The 24,981-nt window shown below is 43.7% G+C and carries 17 protein-coding genes; 12 read left to right on the top strand and 5 right to left on the bottom strand.

All coding sequences use genetic code 11. The annotated features are described in order from the left end of the window. Positions 1 to 387 precede the first annotated feature (387 nt). Positions 388 to 1,002: a class I SAM-dependent methyltransferase gene (locus tag ACFS25_RS28680; RefSeq protein WP_381508174.1), complete on the top strand. Its 615-nt coding sequence runs from the start codon at positions 388 to 390 to the stop codon at positions 1,000 to 1,002. Positions 1,003 to 1,128: 126 nt separating this feature from the next. Here the strand turns inward: ACFS25_RS28680 and ACFS25_RS28675 are convergent, their stop codons facing one another. After that, a complete protein-coding gene (locus tag ACFS25_RS28675) occupies positions 1,129 to 1,557 on the bottom strand; it encodes a MarR family winged helix-turn-helix transcriptional regulator (RefSeq protein ID WP_381508172.1) in 429 nt (142 codons plus the stop codon). A 147-nt stretch (positions 1,558 to 1,704) separates the two neighbouring features. Then, entirely contained in the window at positions 1,705 to 3,213 is a 1,509-nt protein-coding gene (locus ACFS25_RS28670; RefSeq protein ID WP_381508170.1) for a serine hydrolase, read from the bottom strand. A gap of 913 nt (positions 3,214 to 4,126) precedes the next feature. On the opposite strand from ACFS25_RS28670, the gene ACFS25_RS28665 reads away from it, so the two are divergent. The 6 genes from ACFS25_RS28665 to ACFS25_RS28640 all read left to right on the top strand — a co-directional run bounded on the left by ACFS25_RS28665 (position 4,127) and on the right by ACFS25_RS28640 (position 9,541). Next, positions 4,127 to 4,318 carry a hypothetical protein gene (locus ACFS25_RS28665; protein ID WP_381508169.1) on the top strand — a complete coding sequence of 64 codons (192 nt, stop codon included), beginning with the start codon at positions 4,127 to 4,129 and terminating at the stop codon, positions 4,316 to 4,318. A gap of 180 nt (positions 4,319 to 4,498) precedes the next feature. Continuing rightward, complete coding sequence (locus ACFS25_RS28660) at positions 4,499 to 4,987, top strand: hypothetical protein (RefSeq protein ID WP_381508168.1); 489 nt, start codon at positions 4,499 to 4,501, stop codon at positions 4,985 to 4,987. Between the two features lie 256 nt (positions 4,988 to 5,243). Then, on the top strand, positions 5,244 to 5,954 hold the full coding sequence (locus ACFS25_RS28655; RefSeq protein WP_381508166.1) for a recombinase family protein: 711 nt from the start codon (positions 5,244 to 5,246) through the stop codon (positions 5,952 to 5,954). A gap of 89 nt (positions 5,955 to 6,043) precedes the next feature. Further along, on the top strand, positions 6,044 to 6,475 hold the full coding sequence (locus ACFS25_RS28650; protein WP_381508164.1) for a hypothetical protein: 432 nt from the start codon (positions 6,044 to 6,046) through the stop codon (positions 6,473 to 6,475). 931 nt (positions 6,476 to 7,406) lie between these two features. Further along, entirely contained in the window at positions 7,407 to 9,125 is a 1,719-nt protein-coding gene (locus ACFS25_RS28645; protein ID WP_381508162.1) for a hypothetical protein, read from the top strand. 11 nt (positions 9,126 to 9,136) lie between these two features. Next, positions 9,137 to 9,541, top strand: coding sequence for a hypothetical protein (locus ACFS25_RS28640; protein WP_381508160.1), 405 nt, complete (start codon positions 9,137 to 9,139; stop codon positions 9,539 to 9,541). Between the two features lie 399 nt (positions 9,542 to 9,940). On the opposite strand, the gene ACFS25_RS28635 is transcribed toward ACFS25_RS28640, so the two are convergent. Then, positions 9,941 to 11,488, bottom strand: a complete 1,548-nt coding sequence (locus ACFS25_RS28635; protein WP_381508158.1) for a serine hydrolase — start codon at positions 11,486 to 11,488, stop codon at positions 9,941 to 9,943. A 44-nt stretch (positions 11,489 to 11,532) separates the two neighbouring features. Beyond that, positions 11,533 to 14,022: an outer membrane beta-barrel protein gene (locus ACFS25_RS28630; RefSeq protein WP_381508156.1), complete on the bottom strand. Its 2,490-nt coding sequence runs from the start codon at positions 14,020 to 14,022 to the stop codon at positions 11,533 to 11,535. On the opposite strand from ACFS25_RS28630, the gene ACFS25_RS28625 reads away from it, so the two are divergent. The 5 genes from ACFS25_RS28625 (at position 14,021) to ACFS25_RS28605 (ending at position 21,188) form a co-directional block, all read left to right on the top strand. Next, complete coding sequence (locus tag ACFS25_RS28625; protein WP_381508154.1) at positions 14,021 to 15,313, top strand: sensor histidine kinase; 1,293 nt, start codon at positions 14,021 to 14,023, stop codon at positions 15,311 to 15,313. The genes ACFS25_RS28630 and ACFS25_RS28625 overlap by 2 nt on opposite strands. Then, positions 15,297 to 16,055, top strand: a complete 759-nt coding sequence (locus ACFS25_RS28620; RefSeq protein WP_381508152.1) for a LytR/AlgR family response regulator transcription factor — start codon at positions 15,297 to 15,299, stop codon at positions 16,053 to 16,055. Before ACFS25_RS28625 ends, ACFS25_RS28620 begins: the two co-directional genes overlap by 17 nt. Positions 16,056 to 16,193: 138 nt before the next feature. Next, entirely contained in the window at positions 16,194 to 16,325 is a 132-nt protein-coding gene (locus tag ACFS25_RS28615; RefSeq protein WP_381508150.1) for a hypothetical protein, read from the top strand. A 296-nt stretch (positions 16,326 to 16,621) separates the two neighbouring features. After that, positions 16,622 to 19,765 carry a lantibiotic dehydratase gene (locus ACFS25_RS28610; RefSeq protein WP_381508149.1) on the top strand — a complete coding sequence of 1,048 codons (3,144 nt, stop codon included), beginning with the start codon at positions 16,622 to 16,624 and terminating at the stop codon, positions 19,763 to 19,765. A gap of 400 nt (positions 19,766 to 20,165) precedes the next feature. Next, the gene (locus ACFS25_RS28605; RefSeq protein WP_381508147.1) at positions 20,166 to 21,188 is read left to right on the top strand and encodes a thioredoxin-like domain-containing protein; all 1,023 of its coding nucleotides are present in this window, start codon (positions 20,166 to 20,168) and stop codon (positions 21,186 to 21,188) included. A 492-nt stretch (positions 21,189 to 21,680) separates the two neighbouring features. Here ACFS25_RS28605 and ACFS25_RS28600 read toward each other — a convergent pair whose 3' ends face one another. Continuing rightward, entirely contained in the window at positions 21,681 to 24,821 is a 3,141-nt protein-coding gene (locus ACFS25_RS28600) for an efflux RND transporter permease subunit (RefSeq protein ID WP_381508146.1), read from the bottom strand. Positions 24,822 to 24,981: the final 160 nt, after the last annotated feature.

The raw sequence follows: 24,981 nt of genomic DNA, 5'->3' as shown, positions 1-24,981 counted from the left end.
AGCAACTAGGTATCCCCGTGCGCATGATTGTTCAATCCTGGCCCGTACGGGACATGGGGGTAAAGACAGAGATACCCTTTGCCGATTTAGCTGCTTCGGTCGAGCCGAAATAAGGCGCTAGGTGTGGGGCCAATGCCGTTAGAGCAGGGAGTGATTATTTAGCAGGTAACTCCAACGGCCAATCGCTACGATTGCGTGCAATGACAAAGTGGCCCTAAAATCGTCATGACTTAGCTGTTGCTATACAACCCTAACTCGGTTAACATACAATCAACTGTAGGACAATCATACTATCTCGTTGAAAGAGGATTATTTGAGAATTTAGTTTTTTAGATGTCTGTGAAGAATCTCATAACTTGGCTAGCTGTAAATTGATTCGACAACTTTATGGAAGACCCTAAGCGAATTGTGCAAGAAGGATATGATCAGTTGAGTAATCGCTACAGGACTCATTACGAACAGCTCAGTCCAGATCGATATAGCGACTGGTTAACGGCTTTAGCTATCCGCTTACCCGTTAAGGCCAGCATTCTCGAATTAGGCTGTGCAGACGGCATTCCAACAGCTCGTTTTCTAAGCCAGCAATTTGATTACCTAGGCGTTGATCTTTCGCCGGTTCAGATCCAGCAAGCTCGCATCAATGTTCCTCAAGCTCGCTTCGAGATCGCTGATATGGCCCGCCTTAGCTTCCCAGGTTGCTCTTTTGACGCTATAATTGCCTTGTACTCCCTGATTCATCTGCCTGTAGCAGAACAGCCTGATTTAATTAAAAACATCTATCAATGGCTTAGGCCAGGTGGCTACGTGCTGTGCACGGTAGGAGCGAGCGAATGGACTGGCACCGATTCCAATTGGAATCAATCGGGTGCGAGCATGTATTGGAGTCATACTGATGCGGCTACCTATCAATCATGGTTCATTGGAACAGGCTTTACTCTGCTTGAAAGTTACTTTGTGGCGGAGGGTAATGGCGGACACACTTACTTCTCGTTGATGAAGTAATAATATCACGTCAAACGCCCTATTCAAGACGCATATACGTGAAGATTGCTTCCTCTCAAGTAGGAGCATTTCATGAGAATTTGTAACCAGTGCCCGTCTAGCCTTGAGAGCATCAGTACTAAATGGCTAGCTTTTTTTCAGGACTTCCATGATGTGCTGCATGCAGTTGGTAAGTACTTCTAACTGCTGCTGAGGCAAATGCCCAACTAGGCTTTCGACTTGTTGATTAGAGGCGATGTCGAGTTGCTGGAAAACAGTTCTGCCTTTGGTACTTAGCGATAACAACGCGACCCGGCCATCGAGTGCTGAGGCTTGTCGCTGGACTAGACCGTCTTTTTCAAACTTTTTGAGAATGCGGCTTAGATAGCCTTTATCAATGCTCAGAACAGCAATAATATCCGAAGCCTGACACTGGCCTCTGGCAGAAATTTCAAACAGAATACGGCCCTCGGCCAGCGAGTACGAGCTACTAAGCAGATGGCTATCAAGCAGCCCTAGCAAATCGGTATATAAGCGGTTAAATGACCTGATTTGTTGAATCGCTTCGTTCGTCATCTTTTTGTAGATAAGCGTTAAGTGGCTGGCTCAACACCAAGATTCGTGTTGGACATGCCTTTCCGCAGTCAACGCGAATCTCGTACCAACCTGATTTTTGTGATTCCTTACCAGTCAAGTTGGCTAGCTCAGAAAAGCTAACAACCGCTACGGTGTCTTATTTAACCGAGTAATCTGGTTAGCGGCATTCTGATTGGTTGCATCCAGTTCCAGAGAACGTTTATAATGTTGAATGGCAGCCGCTTTGTTTCCAACAGTAGCGTACGCTTCGCCTAAGCTGTCGTAAGCGTTAGCACTTTGAGGATACAGCGCCACTGTCAATTTGAAAATGGCTAAGGCTTCCTGTGTTTTCTTTTCACTAGCTAAATAATAAGCCCAACCGTTCAGTTGATCCTCCTTCAAATGAAAAGACGCATTTTTCTGCTGTAAAGTTTTCGCAATTGGAATTGCATTCGCAAAGCCCTTCTTGAGTAATTCGGTCCGTAGTGTTTTCAGCGAGGATGAGAGTCCAAAACCGTTGGCCTTGTGCATATCGGGCATGTAGTAGCCCGCGATTTCATCAATAAACCATTCTGGATTGGCCCCCTGAAGATTGGTCAATACCACGATCGACAAATCGTCTTGGGGATAAACAAACAATGAGGAACGAAAGCCACCCACGGGGGCAACGGCAGGGTGTTCCTCTCTGGTTACTGTTGGCCACCCTAGCGCGTACCCATTAGTCAGCTCATTGAACCCACCCACTTGGCCATTGGCCAATCGAGCCGGTGTCCAGAGGGCTTCTACGCTTTCTTTCTTCTTAAGCAGCTTACCCGACTGTAAGGCAATCAGCCAATGAGCCATATCTTGAGCCGTGGATAGAATACCCGCAGCGGTCCGAAAAAAGACCGGGAATTCAATAAAAGCAACGCCAAGTGGGTCTTTCTCGTCGCGAGATAGCCATTTTCCATTTATATTTTTTACTCGGGTATACCCACCAGCACTATTAGGAATGACATCGCCTGAATCACCAAATCGAGTCAAGTTCATCCCAACCACTTTAAATTGATTATCCTCAATAAACTGGGTGAAGGGTACACCGCTCAAGCGATGAATGATTTTGCCTAAAATAACATAGCCGGTCTGATTGTAGCTAAAGCGCTCACCGGGCTTAAATTCAATCGGTAAGGCTTTTACTTCTGTCCAAGCGGTTTGCTCTTGCCCCTGCCCAAGCACATGTTCATACTGATCAATAATATTAGGAAGACCGGATGTGTTGGTCAGCAGTTGTTTAATAGTCAGGCTTTGCCAAGCGGTTGGCAAGCTATCCATGTATTGACCGATCGGGTCATCAATGCGCAGTTTCTCTTGCTCCGCCAGTTGCATAATAGCTACCCCAACGAAGGCCTTAGTCATGGAATTGATGGAGAACACACTTTGATTAGTGGTCTTTATTTGGTACTCGACATTGGCCAACCCATAGGCGCTCAACTGATCAATATGGCCGTTTCGAATAATGGCGAGTTGAAGGCCAGGAATGTGTCCATCCCGCATTTGTTGATTGATAAAGGCATCGATGCTGTCTTTTCGAGATTGGGCGACGCCAATTAAGGTTGTGCTGACTACGAGCGCGATGCAGAGCCAAGCCGCTTGGATGCGCATGAGAAAAGGGAACATTTGATTCTGTGATTTAGATACTTGTCAATTGCCAATGGCTTCGGTAATCGAAGCCATCACCCTACTTGCCCGTTAAAATGAAGACTTTCGACAAGACAAAGCAAGGCAATAAAGTTGACTTTGTCAACTTTATTGCCTTGAGTTATTGATTCATGAAACGTCTGATTCCGCCCCGGTTTAGTGCGTTGAGTGGTGCTGATTAAAGTTAAAGCCTTAGTCGATACGCTATTGGCGTCACGAGTTGGCGGTGTATTTGCAAGCTTTCATTAACTGAATCTGCCGAATCCTGGTTGGAATGTAAGTAGGTATCTTTACGGAAAGGTCGATTGAACCGTTCACTGTACGCGTTTCAAGTAATAGGTCGATCGCTATAAACATGAGCCGTGATTGCATGCTCGCCAAATATTGATATTTTTATTATTTTATTTGGTTAGCCATCTGTAAACAGCTCAAAAAACGCCCGTTTTTCCGTAACAGTGCTTACTCTCGTCTGTGTTCATTTCCTGCTACTTCAGATAATCTCAAATTGCCATCTCACAAATCAACGTATCATTTTCGCAGTAGGAGTTGAGTTTGTGCGACACTGATTGAATGCTAATCCTCTAGGCTACCTATTTATAGAAATGCATAGAGTCTGATTTAACGGGCAAGTCACTCCATTTGACATCTACCTATCTTTTTAACGCTGCGCGAATTGACTATTGAATTCTATCAGAAATGTACTATTTCGTTTATTTCAATTTTTGGAGTGACGTTGCTAACGAGTCGTCAATAAGTACAATTTCAGAATTCTACGATTTCGTTCACGAAAACGCTCGATTCAATATTTTATATCTGTTGAGCTTTCTCTATCTCATTGGTTCGACCGATGGCGTTTTTTCGTCTCTATTAGATATGTCTTACCTTTACAAATATGGAAAATGTGTCCGACCAACTACCTCTACAACCTGATCTGATTGCGGTTCAGAAACAGCGTGTTGAGGCTGCCAGTGAGTTTCTAAGCATCTGTGACCGTCTCGCTACGGGCTACGACAGCGGGTATTATTGGGAGGATGTGCAACGGGCCCTACGGATTGCCGCTGGCCTGGAAAAATGGCCTGATTAATCTCCTACTTTCCGTTCATCCAACATATAGTTTAACGAAACATCTCCCCCAGACCATTTCAAACAGTACATCATCGCTGATTAAATGCTTCCCAATGGCATTATAAATGCTATACCCTCAAACCCAGTTTTATACTCTAAATTTGCCCTTAATTAGATTATAGACTTTGAAACTAAGTAAATGAAAGCCATCAATATCCATTTTTTTTTCCCTAACGAAAATAGTCAGGCCAAACCTAAAACGGAAAAAGCAGCTAAGCCTGCTAAAGTTGTGTTGACCGGTTATATTTCTTCCGCTGGTAAACTGGTGTTACCAGCCAAAACAGTGGCTTCTATAGGTGTTAATCTTGATACGACACTCTTTAAAGTGGGTATGGACGAAGACAAACGAAAAGCTAAATCGCTTTACCTGATTCCGGCCAGTGGTTCTAAGGAAACCTTTACGTTCGAGAAAGCGGCCAAAAGCTACTCGTTGACTCTTCCCTTTATTCTAAAAAAGTGTGGCGTTGATTTTTCGAAAACTAAATATGACTTTACCATCCATCTGTTCGAGTATGAAGGTGCCACGGCCTTTGAGCTACGGCTGGCTCCTCAGGAAGCTGCGGAGAAAGTACCATACGCCGGAAAGCCACGCGGCCGTAAGCCAAAACAGAACGAAGCGGCCGACTAACGTTAATTAGCCCTGTCGAGTCAGGGCTTTTTTCATGCTTAGTAATTTTAGTCCTTCTATCGTTTTGCTTTTTATTTCCCCGCCGTTCAATTTGAGTCTGAGTAAGTCCACCCGATCAGGCTGGCCATTGTAACTCAAATGCATGAATAAGGTACTTTTGAGGTGTCTGTCAGGTTGGCAGTCTTTTTGGTGATCCAATCGTGGTGGAAAAGTGATTTTATCATCTTGCCACATATCTTAAACGCCCGTTCAAGATATGTGGCAAGATGATAAAATCACCTATTTTGTAACTATTATGCACTATATCGCTTACTATAGGGTATCAACCCAAAAACAAGGTCGTTCCGGCTTGGGTCTGGACGATCAACGGGAAATGGTCAAACGGTTTCTACGGGAAGGAGAAACGCTGGTCGAGGAGTTTACCGAAATCGAAAGCGGCCGCAAGAAAGATCGGCCCCAACTGCAAGCCGCCATCGGTGCCGCTCGTCAGCACCGCGCCCGGCTGCTGATCGCCAAGCTGGACCGGCTCAGCCGCAACGCTTCGTTTGTGATGCTGCTGAGAGATTCTGAAATTGATTTTGTGGCTTGCGACTTGCCCGACGCTAATACATTAACTATTGGCATCATGGCATCCTTTGCCCAACATGAAGCCGAGCAAATTTCTAAACGAACCAGGGCCGCACTCGCACAAAAGAAAAGTCGAGGGTTTCAATTAGGCAAACCAGAGAACTTAACCGACGATAGCCGAAAAAAAGCCATATCCGCCATTATTGAAAATGCCCGCAACCATCCGGCCAACAAACAGGCTAACGAACTAATCCGCTTATATCAACACGATCAGCTAACGACCAGAGGTATCGCAGAAAAGTTAAATCAACATGGTTTTCGTACCAGAAATGGCAAACTCTTTATGTCGGAAACCGTAAGAAGATTTCAAAAGAACAGTGGAAAAAAAAGGGATAAATAATGTTATATTTTGCTATTTCACGTGAAAAATGTTGTGTAATATGAAATAAATCATCATGTATAATTCATAATCAATTAGTTGAAACAGTTATGGACGCCTATTTGATTGATCCCGCAGCCCGTACCATTTCAGAAGTTAATATGGACTTTTCCTTACAAAGCATTTACAGCCTACTAGGTTGCAGATTGATTTCTACCGTAGCCAGTCAACCCAACGGTGATCTTATGTTTGTAGATGATAATGTTGCTGATGATGAACACGAAGCATTTCGGTTTGGGTCATGGGAAATCTACAGCAAAGCCCTAGTTGTAGGAAGCGCTAGTGAAGGGGAGAGCATAAGCCCTAAAACGCCTATTCAATTTTTCAATGCTCAAGTTTATTGGTTGAGGCTGAAAACTTTCAAACCAACTGTTGCCATATGGCCCTTTTTAATCGATGTATTTGAAAATTGGCCTGCCATCAGTATACAAAAAACCTGGATTGGCGGGCAACTTTTCCGCCTCGTAAAATGGTTTAATTAATTACACATTTCTAATTAGAAATGTGTAATTGAAAGTGCATTAACTTTATATTTTATGATTTCGAATATCTATTCTCCCTGCAGATTTAGTAATTAAATCACTTAAACATTAATTTACTGAAAAGGGGATAAACTGGTATACAACTGGTTTTTGGGTCAAACATAATCATACATTTTCATTTGATTATAAAAGAAAGCGGACGTTTGTACATGACCCGAAAAACACCAATTTTTCCACTCTATTTACCTTTTAATAACTTATCATTGATATTTATCAAACATATAAATAATTTTAGAGTGATAGTTATATTATTAGTATAACCTTATTTAAATGCAAATATTGTGGGAAATTTAGTAGAAACATAAGTGGTACGGTGTTACAGAGGTCATTATGACACGGTTGAGGACATTACGGAGAATCACAATTGCGAAGAATGTGATGCACAATCAGTTGACGATGGAAAGGCTGAGGTTGTATGTCCTAAAGTACACGCTAGCGTAGTCGGGGGAGTCACTACATCGCACATATGTCCAATTCGTGGACTCGAATGGCTACGATAGTATGACTTTACAGATTCAATTGACATTTATTGTTAGTGAAAATACTATAACTGCCCTACTCTACAGGTGCTCGCCTATAAAAGATGCTTTTATGAATTAGCATGAATATAGTTATACCCGCTTAGTCATTTATTAGTATCGCTTTCTGTCTTTAGATCATGAACGGAGAATTTAAAGGCAGATTTTGAGGAATAAACTTGCTAAATCATTAGTTTAAGAAACTTATCAGTCGCATTAGTGACCTTAATCTTCAAACGGTTTTATTTATTCAAGTTATTATATTACCTAAAATAATCCTATGAATCAGCGTCCTCAAATTTTTTTAACAAAGAAATGTTGACCCCTAATCAGTAATAAACTATACTATTATTATGAGTAAATATTCCATATTGAATCAGTTGATTAAGCTAATTTTAATAATATCCATTTTAGCCTATCAACCGTTAAAAGCAGATGCTCAAGGGCTGTTTGGACTATTCAAAAATTTATTTAAAAGTAGTAGCCGTGCTTTTGAAGAACATGTTGCTGTAAATGGGATTCGGTCGGAGATTCGGTCGGAGATAAAATATGGGGTAGAGTATGAAAATAGCTTGGATCGCATAACTCATCCCAGACCATCTGGAGTAAACTACGAGTCAATTTACGGCCCCTATCACGGAAGCGATCCTAACAATATTAGCCTATCAAATGGTTACATTGACCATTACAAGTCAGCAAAACGTAATTCCTTAGACGGGAATAATAGGGATTGGATTACTGTTCATCTACGTTCTTTAGAAGATCTTAATCATTTAGAATACAAACGAAAAAAGGCGCCCGAAGTTAAATTAAGTACTCATATTGTTGTAACTAAATCTGAGGTAGTAAGAGCTAAGTATAAAAGTGTATTTAATACTGACAACGTTATTTTTGTTGACCCTAAAGTTACTTTATATGAACCGGAGGCACGAAACGCCCTCAAGGAAATAAAATTTGGTGATTTATTTTTTACAGGGATAGGTGATCCCTATTTTATAAGAAGAGAAACGCTGGCGAATACAGTTGATGAGCTTAAAAAGCATTTTAATAATATGTCTGATCCGCTATTGTCACAAGCAATGTATGCAATAGATCCAGATGACTTTTATAGCAAGAGCCTAATGTGTGTTTTTAAAGTTGAAAATAACCGTTTTATAGGTGAAGTTATACCAATGATACATACTTCTAGTCTCTCTTCCATAGGATCAAATAAGGTAAATGCGTCAAATCAGGTAACCGACGAATTTAAAAACTGGCTCGTAAAATCACGGAAGAAACGCTCGATACTATATTATATCGGCAATAGTGAAACTAGCAATGCAGCTCAGGTGAAAGAGTTAACAAATAGATATAATATCACAGTTATTAACCGGACAGAGTCTGTCGATGACTTTCCTTCTATAAATCAATCTTTAGACCGGATTTTATCATTATGCAAGCAAAAGCTGTCATTCGATAATATAACTTCGTTAGATGGTATACCAGTAAGCGAAAAGGGTCAAAAATTACAATCAATGGAATCTATCCCTATAGAAACCATTAGAGCTTTACGAAATAAGGTAGAAGAAACCTTAATGAAATCAGCAAAAACTATTACGACAAAGGAGCAACTTATTCATGAATTGACAAATGGAACGACTCACATCTTGTTGATCATAGCACATTGTGATGAGAAAAATATTTACTTTGGTTCGTCCTATGTAAGCTTAGAAGAATTGAGTAAAATGCCTAAGCAAGAAGGAGTACGTCCTCCACGAGCGGCCATATTATTAAGTTGTAACACGGGTAAACTCTATAAAGAAAACCTTATCCCGTTAAAACTCTTTCAGGAAAAGATTAACTCATTGGGTCGACTACTTGTACAAAAAAACTTTGTTGATTTCTCGATGGCTCCACGAGATATTATTGACGGTCGAGAGGTATTATCAATAACCAAGAATCTACAAAATTATCCTATTGGCAAACTTTCTAATCGTGTGGAGACTTTATTAGGGCCTAGAGACAAAAAAATGATTGATTCATTTAAGGATACAGACTTAAGGAAAAGATTTTACAACATAGCAAATCGATAACTACCTCTTATATGTTCGATTATATAGCCGATTTTGGTTTCAAGCCACCTCTTAGTTACTCACCAGACCATCAGGAATATGATGAAGTGAAGTTTGGTCCACAAAATAATAATAAAAAGGTTATGTGGACAGTTCTAATCTATCTGTTACTTGCACTGGGCTTGTTTGCACGACCTTTAGTAGTTTCTTTCAATAATGTGGGGGTCGGATTGAAGTTAACTACTCTACGTTGGGATGTTTTAATCACTTCCTTAATTGTCGCACTCGCTATGCTGTCGCCTGTACTGAAAGCAATAAGCCGAGTCCAACGAGGTCAATTATCTTGGCAACATTGCTTAACGGCCTTTTCTATCGGCTTTTTCAGCGATATAACATTCAAGTTTATTCTTGACCATTTTTCCACTTTATTCAAGTAGTAGTTAGTATAGATGGTCATACAGCACTAAAAATTAGTCTTAAATTTGGCCTGTAAGAATTTTTTATTGAGATTCTTAAATTAGGCATAATGGGCATATCTAAAAAATCGAACCAACTTCGTCACCACCTATTCAGACGTTCAGCAAGCTAGTATCACCAGCGAATACGCGAATCTGACCGGCTCAAAAGCGTTCCTTTTGGGTATAAGTCAAAAATGGCTTCCGAGTCATTAGAAACCGCTACAACTCTGTCTCCTAAACTCGTTCGTACCTGTTTTCAACATATCAGTTGCTTGTATTGGCTAAGAATCGAATACAACCCACCAAAATAGACATCAAGTTATCGAGGTCGAGCCGTGACAAATTTGATGCCTTTTTTTGGATGCACCCATATTCTACTTACTCATTCACCTTTTTGAACTCATATGTATCGTGGTCAACGAAATCAGTACCCTTAATTTCTAGGCTTTCTACTTGGTTGTTAGCTTTTAAAAACGACACCGGAAAAATCCCGAATCTTGGATTGGAAAACGTTAACCGAAATTCTTCCCCATCCATGTAGTCTAGTTGAGCAATGAGGTTTTGATGGTGTTCAAAATGAATGGTCAGCCCTGATCTTCCCTTTACCGTATCGAGTGCAACTGACAACGTACCGTACAACTCATTTCTGTATGTCCCGCAGTAAGCCAGTAAGGGAATTTTAGGTTTTAATTTCTGTTCGACACGTTGAGCCAACCCCTTAATTTCATCTCTGCTCTTTTGATCTTTTATTTTGGCACGGTTCAAATAGTAATTGTGACGGTTGGTATAAGCCACGTTCAAGTAAGCATCGAGAATTTGAAAACGTAGTGCTTCATGAAAGTTACTATTGTCTTGATTGGTCAGGACGACAATGCCTAAATTTTTTTCTGGAACTAATGTAGTGGTGCTTTTAAAACCGGAGCAGGCTCCCGCATGGGCATAGACGTAGTATCCCGCGTAGTCAAAAAGGCCAGTACCTAAGCAATAAAATTGATAAGAAAGTGGGAACGCCTTCATTTTGTCCGTGCTGGCAAGTGTATTGGCGACACGGGTTTTCTCTAACACGGCCCATGGAAGAATACGTTTGCCGTCAAAGCGACCACTGTCAAGCTGCATCATCATCCAGTGGGACATATCACTGACGCTGGATAGCATACCGGTAGCGGGTCCTAAATTGTCGAGATTGTCGAAGGGCAACTTTACAAGTTTACTGTCTGCACTACAGCAGGTAGTATAGGGCAAGGCTATATTAGAACGCTTATCGGCTCCCGCTGAAAGCATGAATGTTCGATTCATGTTCAAGGGTTTCAATATTGAGCTTTCGGTAAAGGTCTCCCAGCTCATGCCACTAACTTTAGGGATTATCTCAGAGGCTACTACGTATCCCTGGTTTGAATAGCCGAAATCCTGACGAAACTGATTTGGTGCTGCTAATAAACGCATTCGACTCAATACGTCCTTACGCATTAAATCGGTATCCCAAAACATGAAATCTCCCTGAAAGTTTTTTGTCCCTATACGATGGGATAGCAAATCCCTAACAGTGACCAATTGAGTAGTAGACGCATCCGATAACCGAAAGTCAGGTAGATATTTTGTGACCTTATCATCCAGTGAAAGTTTTCCGCGCTCATCTAATAGGGCTAGGTCTGTGCCTGTAAATAATTTAGTGTTGGAAGCAATGAAAAACAGGGTGTTTTCATCTACCCGGCTGTCTTTGCCTGCCTCTAAAACGCCAAATCCCTGACTGACAACTACCTTACCATCTTTGACAATCGCAACGGCCATGCCTGGTATTTGCCAGTCTGCCATGCCTCTTTTAATATATGCCTGCAAGCTGTCAGAGACGAAAATGGGCGTTTGAGCCAAGCCAGATAAATAACTGTGCGTCAAAAAGAAGAGTAGAAACCAATGCTTTTTATTCATATAGATAACCAGTGTGCAAGCAAATTACGCGTGTTGGTTTATGACTAATTTTTAGTATCTCCCCCTAGCCTTTCCTGCTCTGTATCTGAACCAAATGACCGCTCCTTAAGCGTTTTAGCTTTGGCGTTTCCAAAGCGATAGGTGTAGGTAAGTAATACACGTTGACTTTCGTATTTGTGATGGAAGATAATAGTTGTATTCAGATAGTTTCCATAATTGGTAATCAGTAACGAGTGAAAAATATCTGATGCCGCTACTTTAATGGTTGCTCTTGGCCCAAGTGGGTGTTGAACGCCTAAGTCTAAGAACCATATCGGGTCATAAAGCATGTAACCAACAACAGCTCTGGTACGGTAGGTGAGGTTGACATTAGCCGACCAGATTTTACCCTTAATCGTGTTACTCAGCCGGAAGATGGCCGTTGATTGTCTAGTCGAGATCGGCACATCTTTGAACGTAGAATAGAACTCAGAGTTGGTCCCGGTTATAGATGCCAGTAGTTGCCAGCTTGGCGTTAGCTCAATAGGGACAGAATACGTAGCCGCAATTCGTTTTTCCCAATCAAAGTTGATTTTATAATTAAGGGTTGTTGCTGAACTTGAGTCAACCCGGTAAATAATCTCCGCAATACGGTTCTTACTGTAGCTATACACTACTGTTAAATTCATCCGTTTGGGGGTTGAATAGGTAGCCTGAACCGTTGTTGTGAGCTGAGGCAGTAGTAGCGGGTTTCCCGAATAGAGGGTTAACGGATCATAAAAAATATAGGCTGGATTTAACAAATCGAAAGCCGGACGAATTATACGCCGATTGAACGATGCGCTATATTGGTACTTCTTAGCTGTTGTGTGCTGAAGGTTCAAGGAAGGGAATAGATTCGTATAATCCCGGTTAATTACGGTTGATGGTCCAGACTGACCACGGTAGTAGGTGTGTTCAAGCCGTAAACCTGCTTGTAAAGACCAATGCGCCCAGGCGTAGTTAAAATTGCTATAAGCTGAAGATGTTTGTTCTTTATACCGATACGATTTTGATAGCAAAGGTTCTAACTGAGAAAATGCCGGTGAATACTGCTCAGTAGTTGGCAGATTACTCATTGTAATGGAACTGTATTTTACGCCTGTTTGAAATTGGCCCTTTGTCAGAATTAGTGTCGAAAAGTCAATCTTAGCCGTTTTAATCGTTACTGAATTGGGATACCTAACACGTACATATTCAGTGGCTCGAACGTCAGGTAGGTTTTGAGTAAAATTGGCTGATGAACGTGCGTTATTCGTGTACTGAGCAAAATCTATATCCGCTGACAAATTGGTTTGAGGATTGCTAAACTCCTTTCTCGCGTTTAGGTTGACGGCAAAATTTGAAATACTCGATTTGAGTTGAGTAACAGCGTCAACTTGTGTTACAGGCGCATTCTTGGAAGCTAACTGATAGTGAATAGATGAGGTAGGATTATCAGTTTCAGCGGTTTGTGAAGCTTGTATAACCGTACCGATTGACGCAGACTTTGCCATGTTCCAATTCCAACTAGTTCGTACTAAGTGACTAACATAGTCGATTCTATTAAACTCTTGACTACGCGAAAAGCCTTGTTCATTTTGGCGTACATCGGTAAGTTGCTGTTCTGATCGCCAACTAAAGTAGGTAGGTCGGTAGTTAGGCGCATACAAAAATGAACCCTGAATTTTCTTAGTCTGGAGTGACAAGCTTAGAGAAGCATTACTTTTTAAATAGCGCCCTATACCAGCGGTAAGGCTCAATTCACCGTTAAGGCCATTTAAGTCAAGCCCCTTTGTGAAGATCAAGATGACCCCGCTACTACCGGCATCATACTGAGCCGGTGGATTAGTTAAAATTTCAATTCGGGAGATCGAGCTAGAGGGCAGGTTTTGTAGGTACGTGATTACCTCATCGGCTGACTTATACAATTGCCGGCCATTCTGATAAACGATCAAGCCTGATTTTCCGTCAATTCCGGCAGATTTGGTAATTGGGTCAACTGTTACTCGTGGAGCCAAACTAAGGGCATCGAGCGCATAACCGCCCGCAAAGACTGGATTCGATTCAATATTAAGAACAAGCCGGTCGCTGAGTACGTCAAAAATAGGCCGTTTCTCTTTAACCGAAACCTCATTTAATTTGATTTCAGCAGGTTCTAACGTGAAGTTTAGCGTAGCATTTTGAAGCGAATCAGATAAACTCACCGAATGACTCGTCTTTTGTTGGCCAAGATGTGATACCTGGATTACGTATTGACTAGTAGCCAGATCTCTCAGTATGTAATGGCCTGTCGAATCGGTGAGGGCTGTTTTTGCATAACTCGAATCAGATCGTAAAGCCGCTACCAAAGCGGCTACAATTGGTTGACCCTCTAGGGATCGAACTTGCCCGGACAATGAATAAGATTTCTTAACTTGGGTTGTGTTATCTGGACTACTTACCTGAGCGGAGCAGACGGAAAGAAGCCCTATAAAAAAGAAAGAAAAGAAGCTGTACCAGCCAGTAAGTAACTTATTTGCCGTTTTTTTTCTCATGCCAATTATGCCCGTATTGAATACCGAATTTACCAAACAAAATTGGAATGGTGACGAGTCATTGTTTAATCTGCCGCCCCGCAGAGTCACCCCAGGTCGAATTAGCCTACACATTCTGTTTTGGGCGTTTGATTCATTTGAGGCTTATATTGCCCTTAACCGAGTACTTCGGGTTGATCCGAAGACGCCGCCAAATCCTGATCTATTCTGGTTGATGTATTTAACCCACTTAGGAACAACATTTATCCTTTTTTACACGTATGGCTACCTCGTCGTTCCTTCGTTGATGAAACTGCTTGTTAACCACCGCGCTACCAATCGGATTATATGGCGAAGGCTACTATTTGTCGCTGTTTCCAGCGTTGCGATTTTCGTTGCGTTCAATATATACGACTACTATTTATTTACCTACGCTACATCGCATTACTTACCAGCACCCGCTTACATGAAACGTAACAATGACGTTTTACTAGCCGCTGGTCCAATAGGCGTTCTAACGGGCTATACCGTCTTAAGCTTTCTTTGGGCTTATAATGTATCCTATCTGATGTTACCGCTTCTTCTCCGCATCATTCGGGAAGCTATCTCCTGGGGCGTAGAAAGTGTAAAGCAAAAGGGAGAAATCGTTAAGCAACAAGAAGAAATTGTTAGACAGAAGGAGCAGAATCAAGCGTTGATGCGGAATCAACTTCAACTTCTAAAGACCCAAATTAACCCACATTTCCTATTCAATGTCTTCAATTCATTACTGGCTTTAGTTCAGCGCACAAATCAGGAAGCAGCTAGTTTATTAAGAAAACTATCCGAACTGCTACACTATACCTTGTATGATACAGACAAGGAATTTGCACCCTTAGATGGTGAATTGCAGTTCCTTAAAAACTATGTCGAGATAGAGAAGACACGACATTTTAACCCTGATCGGATTCGTTTCAGCCAATCGGGTGATGCTCAACATTTCTTAGTTCCTCCTCTCTTACTCGTAACCTTCATTGAGAATGCGTTTAAGCATGGTTTACACAATAGTTTTGAAGAAGGGTGGGTTGAGATTGATTTATCAATAAAGGAGTCTAACCAAACCCTACACATAGCAATAGCTAACAGTTTGGCTAAAGAAAATGAATCAGAAGTTCGAGTTGGCGGTATTGGCTTAGAGAATGCTCGTAATCGCCTGGACCTACTATTTAATCCCAATGATTACAAGCTTACGATTCAGGAAACCCCGCAAGCGTATAGAGTTTTACTGACTATTCCCCTAAAACATTCTCTTTCGTATGAGTACCAAAATTAGGTGTCTGATTATAGATGATGAGCCTTTATCACAAGATTTATTAATTGAATACGTTGAGCGTACACCTGTTCTCGAACTGGCTGGAACGGCCAATAATGGGCAACAGGCACTGTTAAAGTGCCAATCATTACAACCTGAACTACTATTACTTGATATTCGGATGCCCCGGTTAAGTGGCTTTGAATTTCTGGATTTATTACCTAAACCAACGCCATTAGTCGTAATCACATCGGCCTACAGGGAATACGCGTTGAAAGGCTACGAACATGCCGTAGTTGATTTTTTAGAGAAGCCTATTTTCCCAGATAGATTTGGTTTAGCCATTCAACGGGTCGAGGAGCGGCTTGAACACAGTCGCTGGAAGCAGGTAAATAATAACCCTGGAGAGGGTAGCGATACAGGATTAGGCCATAAAATGCTTACTGTGCGGGTTGATCGCAATCAAGTTAACCTACCGCTTGACACTATAAATTTTATTGAGTCCTTAGACAATTATGTGAAGATACACTTAACAGGCCAACCCGCTAAGACATTGGTTTCTAAGGTAACGGTATCTCAGTTAGATAATAAACTACCTCAACATGACTTCTTACGCATCAATCGGAAGTATATCGTTCGTATCGATCAGATCAATGTATTTACGTCTAACTCGATAAAGCTTTTTACGGGCGATGAATTACCAATAGGTACTACATTTCGGGACGCTGTGCGGCAGGCACTCAACGATAGAGGTGTCAACTAACAGATCCACTGGCCTTTCAATCTGACGTTCACCCACAGAATAACACCATTCACCCCCTCACCAACTTTGTAAACCTATTAACCAACTTTTCCTGATGTAGAAAATAAATAGTTCGCATCTTGCCAGAAAAAATATACTATGAAAGAGACAAAGACAAAAACCCGCTTTCACGTCTGTAAAAGACAGATTTCTGACCGTCAGAAGAATAACACAACACCTACAGGTAAAGGCGTATCGGGTACGACAATAGACATGACGATCTTTATTTAACGGTCGTTATTGCTTTTTGGGGACTTTATTCGCTTTTTTGTAGGTAAACAAAACCAACTATGAACATGAAAATATCAAATCGATTTAAGACCTACACCAAGCAAACTGTAAAGTCAAGAATGACAACGCCTACCCCTACTCTAAATTCCCGTGGTACAGTGGATTGTGGTGGCACAGGTGGGACAATTGTATCAACAGTAGGTAATTAGTAACATAGCTGTATTGACTTATCTCTTGGGAAAACACCCCGCTCACTGACTTGAGCGGGGTGTTTTCTTTCCTGTTACTGTTTTCAAATGAAGTCTCCATTCGATCATCATTCCTTTTTTGTCGTCAGATTACCTTACCGGCCAATAAACGATCTTATTGACCGGATCTACAGTTACAAAAGAGATTCACCGGGAAGCTATACCGCTCTATTACAATCCTTACTGGAACAGCATTGGTTTGAAGAAGCTCTATTTCTAGCTTCTCCTAGCTTACATGCCACTTGGCAAATCGAAAAAAGCAAAACCGGAGAATTAGAACCCCCTTTAGCCGATACTTTATGGCGGTACGTATTCCGTTCGTATGGCCGAGCTACACCCTATGGCCTTTTTGCTGGTTTGGGTGCCGGAACGATTGGTTCTGAAAGACAAATTGAGTTTGACAATCATTCGTGGCAAACGGCCAGCCGACCGGATTCGGCTACGCTTGCAACCGTCAGTCATACGTTAGCCCAGGGCAAAGTTGTTCGTTCCGGGCTTCATTACAGGCTTAATAATAGCCTATATGAAGTAATAGACCAGTTTAGGTTTTCTGAACGAAGCGGGACACCCCTCAAATCTAAAATCGTTTTATCGTCGATAACTAGTACGCCCGATCTAAGAAAGCTGGTTAAACTGCTTCGTCAGAAAGGACAACTGGACTACGCGACATTAACAAATCTGTATGGGAGTGATCTTCAGGAGGAGGTTGCTGAGTACATAAATGCGTTAATTGACGATCAGTTTCTGATTAGTAATCTGTCGATACCTGTTACTGGTATAGATATGTGTACGTATCTGTTAGATCAGCTTAACAGTTTGCCCTTTGAGCTACCTATTACGACAGTGCTTCAAGCTGCACAAACCAATTTAGGTCAGTCACCAATTGATAAGGAAAAACTCTTTCAAGCGCAGAGCCTATTACAGCAAGTAATAAGCCAGTTAAACTTACCTGTTAATCCGTCTGATTCATTAGTTCAAACGGACTTATTTCTTCGTCCAACGCGATTACAGCTAGATAAACCGACTATTTTTCAGATTGCAAATCAATTTAATCAGGTGTTACCGCTGCTGCTTTTTAAACACAACTCACCACTTCAGGACTTTTGTACGCGATTTAAAGAACGATTTGATAAGCAAGAAGTCGATTTATTAACAGCTCTCGACCCTGAAATAGGTATTGGATTTACGAATGATACCCTGTCTAGTCACCCTATCTTAGCTGATCTGCCTTTTGCTTCTAAGTCGGTTACTGGTATGGTAACAGATTCACTTGAACCTTTGCGAGAAATACTTTACAGTCGTTTTTTGTTAGGTGGCCGCCAAGAGGTAGTAATAACACAGGATGACATTAATCTACTATTGAAAGGTCAGCCACACTTGCGAGTATCTACGCCCCCTTCCTGGTACTTACACGGAGAACTCTTTGAGCCATTATTATCATGCAATAGCATTGAGCCAAGTGCTTCTGCATACCCCGACGGATGGCGTTTTGTCTTAAATTCTACATCAGGTGGTTCTTCTGCTTTCTTTTTTGGCCGGTTTTGTCATGGTGATGAAACGCTTAGAGAAGCTGTTAAAACTATGTGTGCATGGGAGCAAACGCAATACCCAGAAGATTTACTAGCGGAAATTGTTCATTGGCCGGTCAACCCACGACGAGCGGGAAACGTTGTCAGTAGACCCGTTTTACGCCCCTACGAGATTCCATATCTTACACCGGAAGGCGTTACTAGTGAACAAACAATTCTATTGTCTGACCTGCTGGTTTCGGTTACGGATGCTGGTGAAGTGGTTCTGCGCAGTAAAAAAACAAACCAACGGGTACGACCTCAACTAAGTAGCGCACATAATCCCGCACTTGGAGATGAGGTTTATCAATTTTTGGTCTACGTGCATCTGGCCGAGAATCACCCGTTTGGCTGGTCATGGAGAACATTAAGCCAATTGCCTTCTCTACCTCGTCTAGTTTATCAAAATCTAGTTATTAGCCCTGCACAATGGATAATTAGAAAAGAATCTATACCATCTAATCAGGTAATAACAGCAGCTAGTTTGCGTAAGCTCTATAGCTTACCTCGTTATGTCCAACTGGTAGAGGGGGATAATAAATTACTACTTGATCTTGAGTTCGAACCGGCTCAAAAAGTGCTTGTAGATGAGGTTGCCAAGCAAGAGAAGGTATTATTGAAAGAGTGGCTTGGCGAGTTCTACCAACCCTGGCTATGTTACAACGGTAAGCAGTATAACTCTGAATTAGTTATTCCCTTAAAAACTATCGATAATCAACAGGCACCGGTGAGGGAGAGCACTTACTCAGTTATACCAAGTAAACCCAGAGAAACAAGTATTCAACGCCATTTCTCACCCGGCCAGGATTGGTTGTACTTCAAAGTATATCTTCATGAGCAAGTATCTGATCAATTCTTAGCGACTGTATTTCAATCCCTTACCCAACAAGCTTTAAAAAAAGGATGGTGTACGAATATGTTCTTCGTTCGGTATGCCGACCCCGAAAATCATCTTCGTATCCGGTTCAAAACTGTGCATAAGAAAGACGGTAAGTTGCTTGAGTTAGCTCATAAAGCGTTTCTGCCTTATGTTGAATCAGGGTTAATAAACCGGATACAGCTTGACACCTATCAGCGTGAACTTGAGCGGTATGAGCCTGATCTAATTGAGTTCAGTGAAGCTATATTTTGCGCTGACAGTCAATTGTTTATAAACTGGCTTACCCAGGCTGAAACTCAACTGGAAGCAGATCGGTATGCACTAGCTCTGCTCAGTATTGATACACTGCTTGACGACTTTACTTATTCACTTTCTGATAAAGTAAAGCTTAGTTATCGACTACAGCAAGCTTTCTTCCAAGAACAGGTTGGCACTAAAGAGCTGAAACGGAAATTGAATGATTTGTATCGGGAATATCATCACTCGTTCTTCACGCCTTCATCAATCAACGTTCAGCTAGTAAAGGAACGTAGTAAAAATATTCAATCTGCTGTAGTCTCTATACAGACATACTTTAAAATGACAGACTCAAATAAGGATTGTGATCGACTTGTCGGAGCTATACTACACATGACCTTAAATCGCCTATTTGCAGGCCAAAATCGGCGGCATGAGATGATTGTCTACCACTTCTTAACTCGTCATTATGAGTCTTTACTATCACGCTCAGGTAAGAACGTTTAATTAATTACCTTATAACAAAGGGTAGTTTTTCCGAGATAGAGACAAATTTTCGTATGCCTCAAGTAGTGTAAACAGCCGTCGCAAGAAAAGAGCGTGGCTGTTGCAAAAGTAAATTGGGCAACTAGTTGAGCCGATGGTCAGCTGAAAGTTGGCTTGTTGGAAGGTGAAAATACCCACAGCTATCTAAATTTGGAGCTCTTGACTTTTGCAACAGCCACTTTAGTTATACAACACCTCTAAAAAAAGTGCAACAAATTGCCTCACAATGAATTAGTATCATTCCTAGAGTAGTTGTATAACCACGGATTAGGCTAAGAACTACTAGTAGAAAGACTACCTTAGCAGGGCGAATAAGTCTTTTCGATAAGTATACCTTAACCAATCTCATCCGCTTAGATACATGGACTTGATAAAAACTCATTTGACGTTATTACTGATTGGTCTCAGTTTAGTGAGCCAGGGACAAAATAAAGGCTTTGTGCTGATTGGCCGAATTGTCGGCGATGATGTCTCCCAAAAGGCCACCTTATATCAGCGCGACATTCAGCGATTCGATACCACTCTAATTTCTGCTAAACAATTCACCTTCACCGGTAAGGTTGATCATCCCTATATTGCCACGGTTGGTACTAATATAGCCAGACAGGGCCGAGGTGTCTGGCTGAGTAATGACACCATACGAGCCAGTTTTAAAATAGATGGAGGCTATTTGCAACCTATTGAGGTCAGTGGTCCCCCAGAAACCGTGGACTACCTCACCAATATCGACCAAATTAATGCCATCTATACCTTTACGCTCAGTCGAGCCCAAAAGAATCAACAGGTATCTGATCTCATCAGTCAGTATGTGTTAGATCATCCTACTTCCTCTTACTCCTTTTTCTTGGTGAGAATGAATACCGAAACGTTAGGGGCTAGTTTGAGTAGAGACTTAGTCACCAAGCTATCACCTGCCCTTCAGGAGTCAAAGGATGCCCAAAACTTGAAGAAGCAACTACTAAATGAAGAGGCCACGGCACTTGATAAGACCCTAGTTGGTTTCAGCTTGCCCGATACAAACGGCGTGCTCCAACGCATTCTTCCTTCCGGCAAACCCTACACCTTACTCTCCTTTTGGGCCTCTTGGTGTGCGCCTTGCCGGATTCACAACCGTCGGGATTTGGTCAAGTTATATCAACGCTTAGACCATAATCAGGTTGAGTTGATTAGTATTTCCTTGGATGATGATCGAGCCGCTTGGGTAAGTGCCATCGCCAAAGATGGGTTAACTTGGCCCCAGCGTTCAGATCTTAATTATTTGTCAGGTCCTACCGCCAAACAGTTGGCACTTTACTCGGTGCCTCAATTTATTTTGGTTGACGGCTCAAACAAAGTGTTAGCGACTAATCTGGACAGTGCGATTCGACTAATAGATAAGAGATAAACTGTTGTATAAGTGGCATTATAGTACGTTTGAACTGGTTTGAAAAATACTCAAAAAAGCAGTTATTCCACTGTGAATTGAGCCAACAGCACGGGTAAGTCCGAGGCATTATTAGCGAAACCTGTTTATCATGTTTTGACTCCTGCTAGTGAATTTTTAAGCCTGGCCGGGTGGCCGGTGCCACAGTTCAACCCGGTAGCCCTTTAGGTTTGTGGGCTGGTTACCGACTGGTCACTGACAAGTCAGTAGTTTGTTTTGCACTTCTCTACACTCGTCAGCGACCAGTGCGGAAAAGTCCAACACTGGTCGCTGACGAGTGTAGAGAAGTGCTCCGTTCCCAATTCACTGGTAGTCCGCTGGGCAGGGGTCTACTGATGGACGTATTTACCGTCGAAGCTGTGCGGATAAAATCAAGCACCTAAAAAGGCGTTCCGATTTTACAAGGGGACAGCTTTTTGATGCAATTTAGTGTGCTGGTCAAATCACCAGTTTTTAATTTCTTGTATGATTCGCTCTTAATATAGGCAAAGGAAGATACAGCACCACTGCCAGTAACGACATCAGCAAACCGCCGATGGTACCGACGCCCAGCGCGTACCAAAAAGGCTCCTGCTCATACAGCAGGAACGGCACCATACCGACTACGGTCGAAAGCACGGTGAGCAGCACCGGACCAATCTTATGCCGAAAAGCCTTCAGATAAGACTGCTTTGCTGACAAACGTGGGAATCGACTGCGAAGCCGGTTCATCTCAACTACCACAAAGATACCCGCGCAAACGACGTTCCCAGCCAGCAAAACAAAACTGGCATAGCCCCCCTGATCGAAATTGCTGTCGGTCCAGTAAAAAGCCAGAAACACGCCAACGTAAGAGAGCGGAATCAAGCTGATTAGCGCGAGGGGTTGCCACAGACTCTCGAAGATGATAGCGCAGATGAGATAAATCAGCAGCAAAACCAGACCAATCAGTTCGTAGGGCGCGCGGGCGTTCTGACCAAACCAGAACCGATCCATCGCCTTGGCAGTGTAGCCCAGCGGCATCCGTCCGCGTAGTTCACCGAGGGTTTTGGTCAGAAACTTTTCACCGAAATTATAACCACCATAATACTCGAAACTAACCACGCGCCGGTATTGCTGATCTTCCTTGTGTATTTCGGGCGTTACTTTCTGCCGAATCACCGCACTGCTCTGGGACAGCTTAACTGTAGTTCCGTTAACCGATAAGGGCTGCTGCTGCAATGTCCAGACATCGACGGTCTGGCTCTGCCAGGGCCGAATGGTAACGGTTTCATAATCGCCATCCAGGAAGGCATACAAATCGGGTTGGGGCCGGGCGTTGTAAGTGGTCAACTGCTCATAGAGCGACGTTGGGCCAATGCGGTTCAGGGCCAGCAAGTCGGGCCGGGTGGTCAACTGATATTCATACAGACTTTTGCGCTGGAAAAAGCCGGGGCTGCGGTTGATGTTGACGGCCTGAATGCGCGGGTGTTTCTGGAGCATCCGAGCTAGCAGGTCGGCCTGCTCTTCCAACTGCCGGTAGTTATAGCCCAGCATCTCGACGTTGAAACTCGTCACCTCTTCGTCGTTCGGTTTCTGGCTGAAGCCCCGCCCAACGCCGAAAATGTTCCAGTCGATGCCGCTCATCTCCGTAGAGAGCAAAATGGCCCGGCTTTTCAGTTGAAACGGAAAAATGCTCTGATCATACGGTTCTTTGAAATACACCGTCATAACCCCCTCCTGACCGCTGTTGATCTGCGTGATGAATTTGTCGATTTCAGGATACTGCCCCAGCGCGTTCTCGAATCGCCGAAACACGGCATCCATTTGTTCGGGTGTACTTTGGTTGGGCAGTTCGGCCACCACATACAGGGCCGTTCGCTCTGGTGCCGATTGATAAGAGCCTTTATGGATGTAGTTGACAAACAGCCCCACCGTGCCGCCCAACCATTTGTTAATCGGAACCCGCAGATTGTCTGCGTAAAAATCACTGTCAAACACGGTGTTGTAATAGGATGCCCAGGGGTTGGTCTGTTCCAGCCGGTTTGGGAGCCAAAAAACCGGCAGACCAAACAGCAGCAGTCCGGTCAGCATCACCGTTTTGCGAAACCGCAGCAACAGGCCGATAAACCGGCTGTACTGATGCTCCCACCAGCGGGCGCGATGGGCCAGGCTGCGTCGGCGGCTCCAAAGCGGGTACGGTCTGGCTTTCTCAGGCTGACGCAGGCCCCAGAACTGCTCCATCACCGAGGGTATAAAGGCCATCGCCACCAGCAGTGACACAAACAGCGTAATGGTCATCACCAGCGCGAAATCGCTGAGAGCCTGCCGGTTTGCTTCGGGCAGAAACCACACCACCACCAGCCCGGCGCAGGTGGTGAGCGTGGCCCCCAGTAGGGCCGTGAACGCCCGCAAATCCCTGTATCGGCGGTAGTGGTCAATCATCACGATGACATTGTCCATCACAATCCCCAGCGAGGTTGTCAGAGCCGCCAGCGAATACAGATGAATTTCTACATTAAGTAGCACAAACGCAATAACCGATAACATCAAGGTGACCAACGTACTGTTCGCAATCAGCCAGACATACTGCCGGTTGCGGGTCGTTACGGCCACAAAGAGCAGAAGCACCAACACAGCCACACCGGTTTGAATACCGATCTTGCGGAGGTTATCGCGGATAAAGGTTGTGGTGTCGTACTCGACGGCGGCCTGGTATCCCAGCGGCAACCGCAGCGCGGCCAGTTGCAGCCGCATAGCATGGGCTACGGTCAACTGATTGGCACCCGCCACCGCCGACAGCACCACGTTTACGGCGGTTTTGCCGTTGATGCGGTAAAAATGGCCAGCGGGCGGCTCCTCCCGGCTGATGCTGACCACATCGCGTAGATAGACCAGCCTCCCGGCCCGGTTCACCACCGGAATGCTGCCCCATGCCAAAGCTTGGGTGTTGGCTAAGCTCACGCGCAATGGTTGCCCGGTTTGCGTCTGCACCTGCCCCAGCGGCTCGCGTCGGACGTATTGCTCAACGGCCCGGCGCAGGTCGGTTTCGGTGAGTTGCAGGCTGATTAGCGCGTCGGCGTTGTAGGTCAGTACCCACTGTTGGCGCGTACCGCCATAGACCGCTACGTTGCCCACGTCCGGCACTGCTGACAGGCGCGGCTTCAGTTGCTCCTCGGCGAAGCGTTGCAGCGCGCCTGGCGATCCGGAGCCGCTCAGTTGCAGCGTCAGCAGCGGTTTGGTTTGGGTCTCCTCATCGGGGGTGTTGAGGCTGATTTGCGGGTAACTGACCTCGCGGGGGAGCCGGGGATAGACCTGCCTGACCAAAGCCGCCACCTCAAACCGAACGTCATCAGTGTTAGCGGTACGGTCCAGGTCAAGCGTGATGTAGCCCCGGTTGTAACCCGACACGGAGCGGATTTTCTGCACGCCTGATAGGGTTGCCAGTACGCCTTCCAGCCGCGCCGTTACCTGCCGTTCGAGGCTCTCGGGTGCAGCCCCGCGCCAGGCAAACGAGACCGTGAGCGATCGCCCGCCCGCCGAGGGTGCCAACTGCACCGACAGGCGCGTGATGAGCAACCCGCCAATGAGACTTAGCGCCATAAAGAGCAGAATGGTGGCGTAGGTATGTTTCACAATCGTTTGTTAAAGTGCAGTAGTTCAGGGGAGAAGACGACTTTCAACTGGAGGGAGGCCATCAACCAGTTCAGCATTAGCTTTGAGGGACGCATCCAACCCCGTCGCTTCGACTAGCCCAAAGGTTGACATGGTTAAGCAAGCATCCCCATAAGTCAAC

Source organism: Spirosoma flavum (assembly GCF_042686045.1).
GTDB lineage: Bacteria > Bacteroidota > Bacteroidia > Cytophagales > Spirosomataceae > Spirosoma > Spirosoma flavum.
Note: the sequence above shows the minus strand (reverse complement) of the source record. Positions and strands in the feature narration are given on the sequence as shown.

Excerpts from the sequence above, each read along its gene's own strand:
- ACFS25_RS28680 (WP_381508174.1), top strand. The coding sequence starts at position 388 with ATGGAAGACCCTAAGCGAATTGTGCAAGAAGGATATGATCAGTTGAGT.
- ACFS25_RS28675 (WP_381508172.1), bottom strand. The coding sequence starts at position 1,557 with ATGACGAACGAAGCGATTCAACAAATCAGGTCATTTAACCGCTTATAT.
- ACFS25_RS28670 (WP_381508170.1), bottom strand. The coding sequence starts at position 3,213 with ATGTTCCCTTTTCTCATGCGCATCCAAGCGGCTTGGCTCTGCATCGCG.
- ACFS25_RS28665 (WP_381508169.1), top strand. The coding sequence starts at position 4,127 with ATGGAAAATGTGTCCGACCAACTACCTCTACAACCTGATCTGATTGCG.
- ACFS25_RS28660 (WP_381508168.1), top strand. The coding sequence starts at position 4,499 with ATGAAAGCCATCAATATCCATTTTTTTTTCCCTAACGAAAATAGTCAG.
- ACFS25_RS28655 (WP_381508166.1), top strand. The coding sequence starts at position 5,244 with ATGTGGCAAGATGATAAAATCACCTATTTTGTAACTATTATGCACTAT.
- ACFS25_RS28650 (WP_381508164.1), top strand. The coding sequence starts at position 6,044 with ATGGACGCCTATTTGATTGATCCCGCAGCCCGTACCATTTCAGAAGTT.
- ACFS25_RS28645 (WP_381508162.1), top strand. The coding sequence starts at position 7,407 with ATGAGTAAATATTCCATATTGAATCAGTTGATTAAGCTAATTTTAATA.
- ACFS25_RS28640 (WP_381508160.1), top strand. The coding sequence starts at position 9,137 with ATGTTCGATTATATAGCCGATTTTGGTTTCAAGCCACCTCTTAGTTAC.
- ACFS25_RS28635 (WP_381508158.1), bottom strand. The coding sequence starts at position 11,488 with ATGAATAAAAAGCATTGGTTTCTACTCTTCTTTTTGACGCACAGTTAT.
- ACFS25_RS28625 (WP_381508154.1), top strand. The coding sequence starts at position 14,021 with ATGCCAATTATGCCCGTATTGAATACCGAATTTACCAAACAAAATTGG.
- ACFS25_RS28630 (WP_381508156.1), bottom strand. The coding sequence starts at position 14,022 with ATGAGAAAAAAAACGGCAAATAAGTTACTTACTGGCTGGTACAGCTTC.
- ACFS25_RS28620 (WP_381508152.1), top strand. The coding sequence starts at position 15,297 with ATGAGTACCAAAATTAGGTGTCTGATTATAGATGATGAGCCTTTATCA.
- ACFS25_RS28615 (WP_381508150.1), top strand. The coding sequence starts at position 16,194 with ATGAAAGAGACAAAGACAAAAACCCGCTTTCACGTCTGTAAAAGACAG.
- ACFS25_RS28610 (WP_381508149.1), top strand. The coding sequence starts at position 16,622 with ATGAAGTCTCCATTCGATCATCATTCCTTTTTTGTCGTCAGATTACCT.
- ACFS25_RS28605 (WP_381508147.1), top strand. The coding sequence starts at position 20,166 with ATGGACTTGATAAAAACTCATTTGACGTTATTACTGATTGGTCTCAGT.